Consider the following 13491-nt stretch of genomic DNA (forward strand, 5'->3'; position numbering starts at 1 on the left):
GGCCACTTTGTGAAGATGGTCCACAACGGGGTCGAGTACGGAATGATGGCCGCGATCGCCGAGGGGCTCAGCATCATCGAGCACGCGGACGCCGGGCTTCGCAAGCGCTCCGCGGACGCGGAGACCACCCCGCTGCGCGAGCCGGAGGCGTACCAGTACGAGATCGACGTCGGCGAGGTCGCCGAGGTGTGGCGCCGCGGCTCGGTCGTGGGCTCCTGGCTCGTCGACCTCACCGCGGACGCGCTGGCCCGCTCACCGAAGCTGGAGGAGTTCACCGGGCGCGTCTCGGACTCCGGTGAAGGGCGGTGGACGGTACTGGCCGCGGTCGACGAGGGCGTACCCGCCGCCGTGATCACCACGGCGCTCACCGACCGGTTCCAGTCCCGGGGCCTGGGCGAGTTCGCCGACCGGGTGCTGTCCGCCATGCGCAGTGAGTTCGGCGGACACGCCGAGAAAAGGAGCCGACCGTGACACGCCCGGACAACCACGTCATCGTGCTCTTCGGCGCCACCGGCGACCTCGCCAAGCGCAAACTGCTCCCCGGTCTCTTCCACCTCGCCAAGGCAGGCCTCCTCCCGGACCGCTACCGTATCGTCGGCTCGGCACCAACCCAGTTCGCACTCAGTGACGACGACTTCCGTATATACGCGCGCGACGCCGTCGCTACCTTCGGGCTGTCGGAGCCCTCTGGGCTGGCGTGGCAGGCCTTCGAGGACTCGCTGTCCTTCGGCGCGGCCGATCCTCAGGATCCCGGCCCGCTCCTCGCGGCGGTACGGGCAGCCGAGGACTCGCTCGGCGGGCCGTCACGCAGACTGTTCCATCTGGCCGTTCCGCCCTCCGCGTTCGCATCCGTCATCGGAATGCTCGGCGACACCAACCTTGCACAGGAATCCAAAGTGATCGTGGAGAAGCCGTTCGGCACCGATCTCGCTTCAGCACGAGCGCTCAACAAGACGATCCACGCCGTCTTCGACGAATCCCGGATCTTCCGCATCGATCACTTCCTCGGCAAGGAGTCGGTGGACAACATCCTCGCCCTCCGATTCGCCAACGGGATGTTCGAACCCATCTGGAACCGGGACCACATCAGCTATGTGCAGATCGACGTGCCCGAGACACTCGGCCTCGAAGGCCGCGGCCACTTCTACGAAGGCACCGGAGCCTTCCGGGACATGATCGTCACGCACCTGATCCAGGTACTCGGCATCGTGGCAATGGAACCACCCGTCTGGCTCGCCGCCCAGCCATTGCGCGACGAGAAGGTCAAGGTCTTCGAGGCGCTGCGCCCCATCCAACCCGGGCACGTCGTACGCGGCCAGTACGACGGCTACCGGGACGAGCCGGGTGTCGCGCCCGATTCACGGACCGAGACGTTCGCAGCGCTGCGGCTGGAGGTGGACAACTGGCGGTGGTCAGGGGTGCCGTTCTACCTGCGCTCCGGCAAGAACCTCGCACAGCACCGCGAGGTGATCACGCTCGGCCTGCGTGAACCACCCCTGAGGATGTTCCGTACGGATCTTCCCCACCGGGAGAAGGACCAAGGCAACAAGATCGTGATCGACTTCGGGGACCCTGGGTGGATCGCAGCCCGCTTCCTCGCCAAGGAACCCGGCCCCACCATGGACCTCGCACCGGCGTCCATGACCTTCCGCTACAACGACTCCTTCTGCCAGGCCCACGGACTTCAGGGCTACGAACGACTGATCCTGGACGCCATGCTAGGCGACCAGTCGCTGTTCACCCGCTCGGACGGAATTGAACACATCTGGGAGGCGTCAACCCCTCTGCTCGACAACCCACCGCCGCTCCAGCCGTACGCCCCTGGCTCGTGGGGCCCCGAACCGGCCGTCAGCGAACTCATCGCGCCACACCAGTGGTATCTGCCAGGCGCCAGCGAAGATGCCATCGGGGTCCTGGCCGAGGCCGACTCTGAAAGTGTGTGAGGCGGGTAGCTACCGCGGGCGTCGCTGGCGGTGGCTCAGTGGCGTGGTGGGGGTTGTCTGCCCGGTGGTTGGGCGGGCTCGGGCAGGGCGCTGGGCGGCTCGACGGGACGGGTCTGCGGCGCTTCCTTGGAAAGGGTGATCACTTCGCCGTGGCTGATCTTGAAGGGTTCGCCTTCCGCCAGCGCGTAGGTGACGTGTGAGCCGGTGATGTCGATCCGCAGGCAGCCTTGCCGGAACCGTAGGGAGAAGGCCAGCCGGCTGAGCTGTGCCGGGAGCTTGGGAGCGAAGTGCAGGATGTCCCCATGGTCGCGCATGCCGCCGAAGCCGGCGACCAGTCCGATCCAGGTCCCCGCGAGGGCGGCGATGTGCAGGCCGTCGCGGGTGTTCCTCTCCAGGTCCGCCAGATCCATCAGCGTGGCTTCCCCCAGGTAGTCGTAGGCCAGACGAAGGTGGCCCACTTCGGCGGCCAGAACACACTGGACGCAAGCCGACAGCGAGGAGTCCCGGACGGTCAGCGGTTCGTAGTAGGCGAAGTTCCGCGCCTTCTGGTCCTCCTCGAAGGCATCACCGCACAGGAACATCGCCAACACCAGGTCCGCTTGTTTGACCACCTGCTTCCGGTACAGGTCGAAATAGGGGAAGTGCAGCATCAGGGGATACCGCTCGGGCGGTGTGTCCGCGAAATCCCACATGTCGAGACGGGTGTAGCCGGCCGACTGCTCGTGGACACCCAGGGAACGGTTGTAGGGCAGGGACATCGCCCTGGCGGCATCGCGCCATTCGGCGGTCTCCGCCTCATCGACGCCAAGCGCTGCGGCCACCGTCCTGTGGCGCTCGGCCACGTCGGCGGCGGCCCGCAGATTCGCCCGGGCCATGAGGTTGGTGTACGCGTTGTCGTTCGCGAGCGCGCTGTACTCGTCGGGGCCGGTGACGCCGTCGATGTGGAAGCGGCCACCGGAGTCGTGATGGCCGAGGGAATGCCACAGCCGGGCCGTCTCCACTAGCAGTTCCACCCCGGTCCGCCGCTCGAAGTCCGTGTCGTCGGAGGCCCGGACGTAGCGCACGACGGCGGCGGCGATGTCCGCGTTGATGTGGAAGGCCGCGGTTCCGGCCGGCCAGTACCCGGAGCACTCCGCGCCATCGATCGTGCGCCACGGGAAGGCCGCGCCCCGCAGTCCGAGCTGCCGGGCGCGCTCACGCGCCGCGGGCAGGGTGTTCTGCCGCCAGTTCAGGGCCTCGGCGACGCAGTTCGGCGAGGCGTAGGTGAGCAGTGGCAGAACGCATGTCTCGGTGTCCCAGAAGGCGTGTCCGTCGTATCCGGAGCCGGTCAGGCCCTTGGCCGGGATCGCCCGCTGCTCGGCCCGGTTGCCCGCCTGGAGTACGTGGAAGAGGGCGAACCGCACGGCCTGTTGGATCTCCGCGTCGCCGTCGACCTCGATGTCGGAGTGGTGCCAGAAGCTGTCGAGGAACTCGCGCTGCTGGTCGACCAGGCCCTGCCAGCCGGTGCTGTGGGCACCGGCCAGTGCGGCCTCCACCTGGTCCCGGACGGCCGGCAGTGAACGCATCCTCGACCAGCCGTAAGCGACGAACTTCTCGATGCGCAGCGTCTCGCCGGGGTCAAGGACAGCGGTGACAGTGACGCGGCCCACGTCATCAGTGCTCTCGCTCGACGTCCGGGTGGACGCCGGGCCCCGCACCACGTGGTCGGCCGCGGCCACGACACGCTGCTCGCTGCGTGCCGGTGCACCAGGCGCAACCGCGTGTCGATCGCGGAGTGTTCCTCGGGGCGCAGACACGACTTCAGAGCGGCTCCGGTCCGCGGATCGTCGGTGAGCGCGGGCAGTTGCTCGTTGGCGACGAGTTCCGACCGGACGACCAGGTTCGTCCGGGCGCCCAGCGGCTGAACTTCGTAGGCGACCGCGGCGATGGCGCGCTGGGTGAAGGAGATCAGTCTGGTGGAGCGCACGCGTACCGTCTTGCCGACCGGCGATGTCCACTCGCAGACGCGGTGGAGCAGTCCGCCGCGTAGGTCGAGCATGCGCTCATGGGAATGCAACCGTCCGTAGCGCAGGTCGAACGGTTCGTCGTCGACCAGCAGCCGGATGAGCTTGCCGTTGGTCACGTTGATCACGGTCTGCCCGGATTCCGGGAATCCGTAGCCCCCTTCCGCGTACGGCAGCGGATATTGCTCGTGCACGCCGTTGAGGTAGCTGCCGGGCAGTGCGTGCGGTTCGCCCTCGTCGAGGTTGCCGCGCCAGCCGACATGTCCGTTGGACAGGGAGAAGACGGATTCGCTCTGGGCCAGCACGTCCAGGTTGAGCTCGGTCTCGCGCAGACACCACGGCTCGACGGCGTAGGCGGGGTGGCTAATCACGCCGGAACCTCCAGCAACTCGGAGAGGTCCGACACCACCATGTCGGCACCGTGCCGGCGCAGCGCGTCCGCCTGGCCGACGCGGTTGACGCCCACCACGGCCCCGAAACCACCGGCCTGTCCCGCATCCATACCGGCCAGGGCGTCCTCGAACACGGCCGCCGCCCAGGGTTCGACCCCCAGCTCGTGCGCGGCCTCGAGGAAGGTGTCCGGGTGCGGCTTGCTGGAGAGCCCGCGCTCGGCGGCGACGTGGCCGTCGATGCGCACGTCGAAGCGGTCTTCGACGCCTGTCGATGGACGAGGAGCTCGTCGCGCGGGCGGCGGTGTGCATCGACAACGCCCACTGCTACGCACGCGAACACGCCATGGCCCTTACGTTGCCAAAGAATCTGCTCCCGCATCGCCTGGCCGATCAGAACACCCTGGACGTGGCTTATCGCTACCTGCCGGCCCAGTCGGGGGTCGGCGGCGACTGGTTCGACGTCATCCCGCTGCCGGGTGCACGCGTGGCGCTGGTGGTGGATGACGCCGTCGGCCACGGGCTGCACGCACCCGCCACCAGGGGGCGGCTGCGCATGGCGGTCTATAACTTTTCCGCCCTCGACCTGCCGCTCGACGAGCTGCTTGCCCACCTCGACGAGTTGATCAGCACCATCGACTGAGCCGAGGCGGCGGGGGTGAGGGCTCCATCGGGGGGCGAGACCTGCCTCTACGCGATCTACACCCCGACCTCCCGGCGCTGTGTCGTCTCCCGCGCAGGACATCCACCGCCCGCGCTCGTGCACCCCGACGGGTGGGTGGAATTCCCCGACGTGCCGGCCGGCCTGCCGCTCGGCCTGGGCCGTCTGCCCTTCGAAGCCGCCGAATGGGGGCTGCCCGAAGGTAGCCAACTCGTGCTCTACACAGACGGGCTGCTCGAAAACCACGGCCGGGATATCAACATCGGCCTGGGGCTGCTGCGCAACGCCCTCGACCAGGCCGTCGACAAGCGTCCGGCACGCCCGGAAGAGACATGCGTGGCGGTGCTCGGCACGATGCTTGCGGACCGCCAGAGCGACGACATCGCGCTGCTCGTTGCCCGCACCGTGGGCTCCTCCCCAATCAGATTGCCGACTGGGACGTGCCCTGCGATCCGGCTGCGGTGACGCGGCTGCGAGCTGCCGTGGCCCACAAGCTCTCGGAGTGGGGACTCGATGAGGTCGCCTCCACCACGGCGTTGATCCTCAGCGAGCTGACCACCAACGCCATTCGCTACACCAACGGCCCGATCAAGCTGCGGCTGCTCCGTGACCGCTCCCTGATATGCGAGGTCTCCGACTCCAGTACCACCTCTCCGCATCTGCGCAGTACGCGGCCACCACCGACGAGGGAGACGAGGGCTATCGTGGCCTACTCGGCCAGCGCCGCGGTGAGTGCATTTCCGATGGCTGCAGATGCTACAAGGGCAGCAGGCCTCGAGAGGTTTGGATAGCCACCGGGATCGGGGCGTCCTCGCTGTTGCCGCAGGTGGCGAGAAGGTCCAGGAGCTGTTGCAGGCCCGCAGCGTCGTCGGTGATTCGAACCCGGAGCAGAGTTCCCTCGTGGTCGACCAGGGCGACGTCGTGGTGGTCGCTGGCCCAGTCGATCCCGCAGGTGACGGTCATCGTGTCGTTTTCGTCCTCTCGGGCTGGGGCTTGTTACTGCTGGTCGCAGCCGTGCGGGGGCACGCGTCTCCCTGATGGAAGGGCTTGATGGCCCAGCGTCCGATTAGCCGTTCGTGACCCCAGCGGCCCGCGGGGCCCGAAGGCAGGCAAGGTCATCTGGACGGAACAGCCGTTGCCGTCGGGATCACTCGACGGCAGTACCGTGCGCGACCATGTCTTCCCGTCATCTGCGACAACGGGACGTATGATCTTGCACGTCCGCCCCAGCAAGTGAGTGCCTCGTGGACAACAAGGATGCGACTCAAGCATGTGGCACAACGATTCAGAACATTTCGCGGCTGCCATCGCAATACCGGGAAACAGGCAAGAATCACGGAAGGGCAGCATCGGGGGAGCCCGGAAAAAATCCGCAAAGAATTGGGAAAATCGCGCCAAGTGAGCGACTGAGGAACTCTCCAGCTGTTTCCCGCTGCAGTCGGAAGTTACCTGCCGATTGCTTCGGAATTGTTTCTCCGGGCGAGGGTATAGGGCTTGATGTGATCCAGTGCCACCTGTACCGCGCCATCAAACTCACCGCCAGCCGGTGGGGGTCGGCATCTGTCTGCGGGGACCCGTTCTCCTTCATGCGCCGCAGACTTGCCGCGATCGCCCCCTTCCTACTCGACAAAGCGGCCTCCAGCATGGCCCGTGCCCCACTGTTGGTTCCGGCGCGGGCGGCTGGCGATCGTTCCGAGCGGACAGCCGTAAGGGTTATCCTGGAGTGCGTTGAGATTGATGATGGTGTCTGTGCACCGTTGAGTGCACGAAATGAATTCATTCGCTCCAGGCACTGGGGGTCACGCTTGAGAATGGCTTCGGCCCCAAAAGCGATGACGGCGCGTAGATTCCGATTCCGCCATAATGGAGACGTTACTACAGGAAAACCTGGTGTAGGCTGTGCGGCCGCTCGGCATCGTGCCCCTCCGCAGCAGGCCAGTCGCACCACTTGCTCCGCGGCAGATGCCGGCCGATCAGCTTCGGCCGCCGCACTGGTTGACGTTGTCCCGCTCGACGATTCCCGGGGAGCGGCAGATGGACGCATCGGACGAACTCCTTCAGAGGGCTACCCCGTCGGCTCTGGTGACGCTGGATGGCGTCATCCGCCGCCTCAACGCCGCGATGGCCACGGCGCTGGGCAGGCCGTGGGAACAGTGCGTAGGTCGCGCCTTCAGCGATCTCTTGCCCGACAATCAGCGCCTCGCGGCTGAAAGCCTGCTGACGCACGGGGCCACGACGAAGAGGCTTGCGATGCGTGTGCTGGAGTTCCCCGGGACAGGCACAGCATCTGTGGTTTGCCTTGTCGAGGCGCGGCCAGTGAGGGATCCCGCAGGCGGTGAGCAGTTGGTGTGGGTGCATTCGTTGGACGCGAAGCACGACCTGGGCGGTTTGCTGATCCCGTTCCAGCTTGCGGCCAGGTCCGCCGGCCTCGGCCTGTGCATGTGTTCGCCGCATGAGCACCGGGTGGAGTGGATGGGCGGCGCACCTGCTCTGGCCGCGCTTTTCCCGCAAGCGTCCGTGTCCCTGTCTATGGTGATGCGGCAAGTCCACCCTGATGACCGCAAGGGCTTGCGGCGGCTGGTGCGCTCGGACGCCGCCCAGTCCCCCTGGATCAGGTCGCGGTTCCTTACCGAGCACGATGGCTGGCGCGTACTAGCCAGCCAGACTCGCAGGGTCACGTTGGGGTATGCCGGTCCCGAAAGGGTCTTCGGGGTGATCCGCGACGATACCCAGATGGAGGCGCATCGGGAGGAAATGCTGGCCGCCGTGAGTGCTGAGCGGCAGCGCACCGAGGAGATCGCCGCATTCTCCTCCGCCCTGTTCATGGCCGCCACCGAGCAGGAACTGCAGCAGGTCGTCCTGACCCGGCTGGCGGCAGCCTTCGGCGGTACCGGCGCCCTGTTCGCGCTCGTCGACGACGGGGGCCTGCGGGTTTCCTCGGATGCCCAGATACCCACGTGGCAGGCCGACGCCCTGCACGGCCTGTCGCTGGATGAGGAGCGCCCACTGCCCAGTGCGATCCGCACCGGCCAGCCGCAGTTCATCCCCAACCAGGAGGAGCTCGCGCGTCGTTGGCCGCACGAAGACAGCCTGCCCTTCCGGCGGCCCGGCCCCGACCTCGCCATGTCGATCACCCCCCTCAGCCCGGTGGGCGACCGGCCGCTGGGGGCGTGGGCGGTGACGTACGACAGCGAGCGCCCCCCGTCCTCGGAGCAGCTCGCCTTCATGACCACTCTGGCCGAGCTGGCAGGCCAGGCACTCAGGCGCATCAGGTTGCAACAAGCCCACATCGAACTGTCAACAGCGCTCCAACAGAGCATGCTCCCCACACTGCCCGAGAACCTCCCGGGCCTGAAGATCGCCGCCCGCTACCAGCCCAGTCGGCACGGGCTCGATATCGGCGGAGACTGGTACGACGCGTTCCCCTTGCCCGACGGTGCGGTCGCGCTGGAGATCGGCGATGCCCAAGGGCACGACGTGGACGCCGCAGCTTTCATGGGACAGGTGCGCTCGTCCATGCGCGCGATCGCCACCCACGAACCGGGGCCGGGAGCCGTGCTGACACGCACCAACGAGCTGCTCGTCACAATGGACGTACCACGCTTCGCCAGCTGCACCATGCTGCGCATCGATCCGCGCGACGGACAGGTCATCGGCACCAGCGCAGGCCACGTGCCGCTGCTCTTGGCACGCGACGACGGCAGCCACGACCTCCGCACACTTTCCGGCGGGCCGGTACTGGGAGTCGTGCCCGAGACCGACTACCCCGAGGAGACCTTCACGCTGGAAAAGAACACCGCGCTGGTCCTGGTCACCGACGGTGTCGTCGAAGGGCCGGGGCTGACCCTGGAAGCCGGGCTGGAACGAGCGGGAACGCTGGCCGGCCAGGCCCTCCACGACCGCCTCGGCGTCGAGGCGACGGCAGACCGAATCCTCGACGCCGCGGTCGAGGTGGATCACCTCGACGACGTGGCCGTACTGGTGATCCGACGCGCTTAGAGGTCGCGCAGATTGGCAGCCAGTATTGACCCATGGGCAGACAGGACAGGCACAGGTTCGATCACGGAGTTGCGACACTCTGTGATCATCGGGGAGGGCGTGTGCCTGTGACGGTATGTGATCGCTCCGGTCGGCGTGGATGGCCAACTGGAGCGCGCACTGCATGGTGGAGTGTCGGGTCAGCCTCCGGGGTGACTGTGATCGCGACGCGGTTGAAAGCGTTCATCACCGTTGCCAGCCAGACGACCGCCGAGACCTGGTCTGAGGTGAGTACGGCCGCGACGTCGTTGTAGTTCTCGTCGCTGACGTGCCCGTCCGACACACGCGTGACCGCCTCGGTCAGGTGGAGGGCGGCGCGGTCGGTCTCGGAGAAGTAGCCGGTCTCTTCCCACCCGGGCAGCACGGCGATCCGGTCCGAGTTCTCACCCTTCTTGAGAGCGTCGCGGGTGTGCATGCGCAGGCAGAACGCGCAGCCGTTGATCTGGGAGGCGCGGATCTTCAACAGCTCGATCAGGAGCGGTCAAGACCTGCCGCGACGGCGGTTTCTTCCACCTCCGCCGACAGGGCGATGAGGGCTTTGTGAGCGCTCGGGTGCTGCTTGCCGATGTTGACGCGTTGCGTGTTGGTCATGGTTCCTTCGATTCGTTCGGGTCGCCTTGCGCCGTTGTGAGAGACCGGCTACGACCTCGGGTCGTCGACCTTGAGCTTGTCTCCGGTGTTGGAGACGTAGACCACCAGGAGCTTGGCCCGTTCGGTCCGGCTGGTGTTCTCGGTCAGGACGTGGTGAGCGCCCGGCCGCTCGACCCAGTTCTCGCCCTGTCGGTAGGTGTGCACGGGCTTGCCGGCGAGCTTGCTGCGCATGGTGCCTTCGAGGACGTAGGCGTAGACGAACGCCTTGCCGTGCCGGTGCGGCGTCGCGTGTGCGTTGGGCGGGAAGTCGACGATCACCGAGGTGAACGTCTTGCCCTTCACATTCGGGAGGGCCTGCTGGAGCAGTGGCTTGAGCGTTTCGGTGGGGTGCTTCGATGTCACGGCCGCGGTGGGCGTCTTGGCGTGGGCGGGCTGGTCCGAGGCGGTGCAGGCCGTGGCCGCGGTCAGCGTGGCGACGGCTAGCAGGCCACCGGCGATCCGCATTCTGGTCATGATGGGGCTCCTGTTCAGTCTTCCGCGACGCGGATGATCGCCTTGCCCGGGGTGCGGGTGGCGGGGGCGAATGCGGCGGGTGCTTCGGTGAGTGGCCGTACGGCGCCGACGACCGCGGCGTACTCGGCGAGCGAGCCGTTGCGGGCCCAGTCAGCCAGGCCGAACACCCGCTGGCCGACACTCAAGCCGGTCGTGCCGAACCCCAGCTCTTCGACGACACCCGACAGCTCGTGCCCGGGCACGCTCGGCGTCCGGTCGCGGCCTGCGCGATCAGTCCACGTGCCGGGCCAGTCCAGCTCTCCGGGCGTGAAGCCTGCGGCGTGTACCCGCACGATGACGTCGTTCTCGGCCGCGTGGGGGTAGGGCATGTCCGTCAGGGACAGCCCGGCGAGACCGGCGTCACGGTCTCGAACAGTGATGGCCTGCATAAGGCCCACACGCACCATCACCTCGGCGACGCGCTCACCACCATGGATGAGCTTCCGCGCCGCGGCAGCCTTGCCGCCGCCGTCGGTGACGTAGACAGCGTCTGGATGCAGAAGCCTGACCAGATCGGCCTGATCCCCGGACTCGTACGCGGCGCGGAAGACCGCGAGTACGCGTTCACGCTCCGCTTTCGGTGCCTGCGGCGTGGACTCCTTCGCCCTGGCCACCCGCCGCCGTGCCCGCGAGGCGAGCTGCCGGGCACCCGGCACGGAGACATCCAGCACCTCAGCGATCCGACCGAACACAAAACCGAAGACATCGTGCAGGACGAAGGCCACCCGGTCCGGCGGGCTCAGCTCCTCCATGATCAGGAGCATCGCCGAACTGACGGACTCGTCGACAAGGACCGGTTCCGATGCGTCCGGCCCCGTCAGCAGCGGTTCCGGCAGCCACGGCCCGACGTAGGTATCCCGGCGGAAACGGGCACTCTTGAGGATGTCGTACGACCGCCGCGCGGCCACCGTGACCAACCAGGCCCGCGGATCGCCGACGTCCCGCAGATCCGCTCCGGCTGCCCGCAACCACACATCCTGGGTCACGTCCTCGGCATCGGCCACACTCCCCAGCAGCCGGTAGGCCACACCGAAGTCCGCGGGCCGATGGCTCTCCCAGTCGGCTCCGAGCATGTCCTCCCGCCCAGATGGCCCCGGCACGTGCCCGTCACCCATGCAGACGCAACCTCCTCCAGCTCGCGGATCCAGAGTAGCCATCCGAACTCGTGATCTGAGGTGCGCCGCACCCGGAGGACGGGCGGACGTCAGGCGCTGCGTTTCAAGGGCCCCTGCGGCTACGACTGCCGACTCGGCCCCCACCTGCAGACTAAGCTCGCGATGTGGCTCAACGAGGGCCGGCCGCGCACGGCTGGAGTGACGACCAGGTGTGGGCCGCCTCCCGGGTACGCACGCTGATCGGGCGGAAGTTTCATATCTCCTACAGCGTCTCCGGGGCGACCCGGCTGCTGCACCGTGTGGGCTACAGCGTGCAGATGCCGGACAGACCCGCCGCCGAGCGCGACGAGGAAGCCGTCGCCATGTGGCGGGAGGTGACCTGGGCGATCCCCATCGGCGCGGTGCTCGTATGCCCATCACCGGCCCGTCAGGAAGCTCCAGAATTCCATGGCTGCCGTCCAGGCTCGTAGCAGAGGCGTGACCAGTCCCGGTTCCCTTCCCGGAGCTGTCGCTGGGGCCCAAGCCTCCCCACGCCGGCGCGCGCATCTTGCCGTGAGCCACGAGGATGGGTGATAGGAACCGAATGCCGGAACCTTGCAAAGCCGGCTGAGTTGGCGTCCTGCAAACGCAGTCCCGAGAAGGGAGGGACACCGTGCCGCGACTCAGGATTCTCGTCGTGGGCGCAGGCTTCGCGGGCGTCGCCTGCGTAGGCCGTCTGGAGCGCCGGCTGGCTCCCGGCGACGCGGACATCGCGCTCGTCACGCCGGTCTCCTACCAGCTGTATCTGCCGCTGCTGCCGCAGGTCGCGGCGGGCGTACTCACTCCGCAGTCGGTGGCGCTCTCGCTGCGCCGCGGAAGGTACCGCACCAGGATTATCCCGGGCCTTGCCATCGGCGTGGACGCCCGAGCGAAGGTCTGCGTCGTCCGCCGGATCACCGGGGAACTGACCAACGAGCGCTACGACTACATCGTGCTCGCGCCCGGCAGCGTGACCCGCACCTTCGACATCCCCGGCCTGAAGGAACACGGGCGCGGCATGAAAACGCTCGCCGAGGCCGCGTACCTGAGGGACCACGTCATCGCCCAGCTCGACCTGGCCGATGCCGCCGTCGACGAGCAGGAGAAGATCTCCCGACTGCAGTTCGTTGTCGTCGGAGGCGGCTACGCGGGCACTGAGACGGCGGCCTGCCTGCAGCGGCTCACCACCCATGCGGTGCGGCGCTACCCACGGCTCGATCCAAGCCTGATCAGGTGGCACCTGATTGACATTGCGCCGAAACTCATGCCCGAGCTGGGCGACAAGCTCGGCCGCAGCGCGATGGAGGTGCTCCAGCGACGCGGGGTAGAGATCTCGCTCGGCGTGTCCGTCGCCGAGGCGAGGCCGGACCAGGTCACCTTCACCGACGGCCGGGTCGTCCCCTCCCGGACCTTGATCTGGACCGCAGGAGTGGTCGCCAGCCCGCTGGTGGGAACGCTGGGGGCCGAGACGGTACATGGACGGCTCGCCGCCACCGCGCAGATGACGCTGCCTGGCTTCGACGGCGTCTTCGCGCTGGGCGACGGCGCCGCCGTACCCGACCTGACGGGGGGCGACGGCGCAGTCTGCCCGCCTACTGCGCAGCACGCCCACCGGCAGGCCAAGACAGTGGCGGACAACGTCATCGCCGCGCTCCGCGGCGAGCCGCTTCGGTCCTACCGGCACAGGGACCTTGGTCTGGTGGTCGACCTGGGCGGCAGGGACGCGGTCGCCAAGCCGGTGGGCGTCGAGCTGCATGGGATGCCCGCGCAGGCGGTGGCCCGGGGCTACCACGTGGGGGCGATGCGCACCAAAGTTGCCAAGGCGCGGGCGTTGACGAACTGGATACTGAACGCTGCTGCGGGCGACGACTTCGTACGGATCGGGTTCCTCGCGGAGGAACAGCCGTCACTGCGGCACTTCGAACAGACCGACGCCTACATGTCACCGCAGCAGGTGCGGGAGCACACCGCCTCACTCAACGCCGACCAGGGCTAGGGTCTGTTGCGAAAGTGCTGGTCACAGCCACTCGTTGAGGACTGCGACCAGCACGGTTGCTTCGTAGCGGACGGCGAGTTTGTCGTATCTCGTGGCGACCGCGCGGTGTCGCTTGAGTCGGTTGATCCCGCACTCGACCGCGTGCCGATGCTTGTAGTCGGCCTTGTCGAACGTCGGTGGCCGTC

6 protein-coding genes and 7 pseudogenes are annotated in these 13491 nt (G+C 67.6%); 6 read left to right on the top strand and 7 right to left on the bottom strand.

Annotated features, from left to right (window positions below; genetic code table 11):
- Together J5X86_RS49430 and zwf are read left to right on the top strand one after the other, a co-directional pair.
- Window positions 1-471: pseudogene (locus J5X86_RS49430) on the top strand (6-phosphogluconate dehydrogenase (decarboxylating)); the annotation flags it as partial.
- Complete coding sequence (gene zwf / locus J5X86_RS49435; RefSeq protein WP_208523133.1) at window positions 468-1943, top strand: glucose-6-phosphate dehydrogenase; 1476 nt, start codon at window positions 468-470, stop codon at window positions 1941-1943. The pseudogene J5X86_RS49430 and the gene zwf, both read left to right, overlap by 4 nt.
- Window positions 1944-1978: 35 nt before the next feature.
- Here zwf and J5X86_RS49440 read toward each other — a convergent pair.
- Both J5X86_RS49440 and J5X86_RS49445 read right to left on the bottom strand, forming a co-directional pair.
- Window positions 1979-4317, bottom strand: a pseudogene (locus J5X86_RS49440) (glycoside hydrolase family 65 protein).
- A pseudogene (locus J5X86_RS49445) lies at window positions 4314-4610 on the bottom strand (HAD family hydrolase); the annotation flags it as partial. The pseudogenes J5X86_RS49445 and J5X86_RS49440, both read right to left, overlap by 4 nt.
- Between J5X86_RS49445 and J5X86_RS49450 the strand changes: the two are divergent.
- A pseudogene (locus tag J5X86_RS49450) lies at window positions 4604-5696 on the top strand (SpoIIE family protein phosphatase); the annotation flags it as partial. The pseudogenes J5X86_RS49445 and J5X86_RS49450 overlap by 7 nt on opposite strands.
- Before the next feature lie 65 nt (window positions 5697-5761).
- Here J5X86_RS49450 and J5X86_RS49455 read toward each other — a convergent pair.
- Window positions 5762-5959: pseudogene (locus tag J5X86_RS49455) on the bottom strand (transposase); the annotation flags it as partial.
- A 1071-nt stretch (window positions 5960-7030) separates the two neighbouring features.
- Between J5X86_RS49455 and J5X86_RS49460 the strand changes: the two are divergent.
- The gene (locus J5X86_RS49460; RefSeq protein ID WP_208523134.1) at window positions 7031-8995 is read left to right on the top strand and encodes a SpoIIE family protein phosphatase; all 1965 of its coding nucleotides are present in this window, start codon (window positions 7031-7033) and stop codon (window positions 8993-8995) included.
- Between the two features lie 85 nt (window positions 8996-9080).
- Here J5X86_RS49460 and J5X86_RS49465 read toward each other — a convergent pair whose 3' ends face one another.
- The 4 genes and pseudogenes from J5X86_RS49465 to J5X86_RS49480 form a co-directional block, all read right to left on the bottom strand.
- The gene (locus J5X86_RS49465; protein ID WP_243983335.1) at window positions 9081-9497 is read right to left on the bottom strand and encodes a carboxymuconolactone decarboxylase family protein; all 417 of its coding nucleotides are present in this window, start codon (window positions 9495-9497) and stop codon (window positions 9081-9083) included.
- 176 nt (window positions 9498-9673) lie between these two features.
- Complete coding sequence (locus J5X86_RS49470; protein ID WP_208523135.1) at window positions 9674-10138, bottom strand: cupin domain-containing protein; 465 nt, start codon at window positions 10136-10138, stop codon at window positions 9674-9676.
- 74 nt (window positions 10139-10212) lie between these two features.
- Window positions 10213-10566, bottom strand: a pseudogene (locus J5X86_RS49475) (alcohol dehydrogenase catalytic domain-containing protein); the annotation flags it as partial.
- Window positions 10567-10569: 3 nt separating this feature from the next.
- Window positions 10570-11292 (bottom strand): annotated as a pseudogene (locus J5X86_RS49480) (sigma-70 family RNA polymerase sigma factor); the annotation flags it as partial.
- A gap of 164 nt (window positions 11293-11456) precedes the next feature.
- On the opposite strand from J5X86_RS49480, the gene J5X86_RS51795 reads away from it, so the two are divergent.
- Complete coding sequence (locus J5X86_RS51795; RefSeq protein WP_308124990.1) at window positions 11457-11762, top strand: winged helix-turn-helix domain-containing protein; 306 nt, start codon at window positions 11457-11459, stop codon at window positions 11760-11762.
- 182 nt (window positions 11763-11944) lie between these two features.
- On the top strand, window positions 11945-13306 hold the full coding sequence (locus J5X86_RS49490) for an FAD-dependent oxidoreductase (RefSeq protein ID WP_208523136.1): 1362 nt from the start codon (window positions 11945-11947) through the stop codon (window positions 13304-13306).
- The last annotated feature ends 185 nt before the right edge of the window (window positions 13307-13491 follow it).

It is taken from the genome of Streptomyces sp. NEAU-YJ-81 (assembly GCF_017592595.1).
Classification (GTDB): domain Bacteria; phylum Actinomycetota; class Actinomycetes; order Streptomycetales; family Streptomycetaceae; genus Streptomyces; species Streptomyces hygroscopicus_B.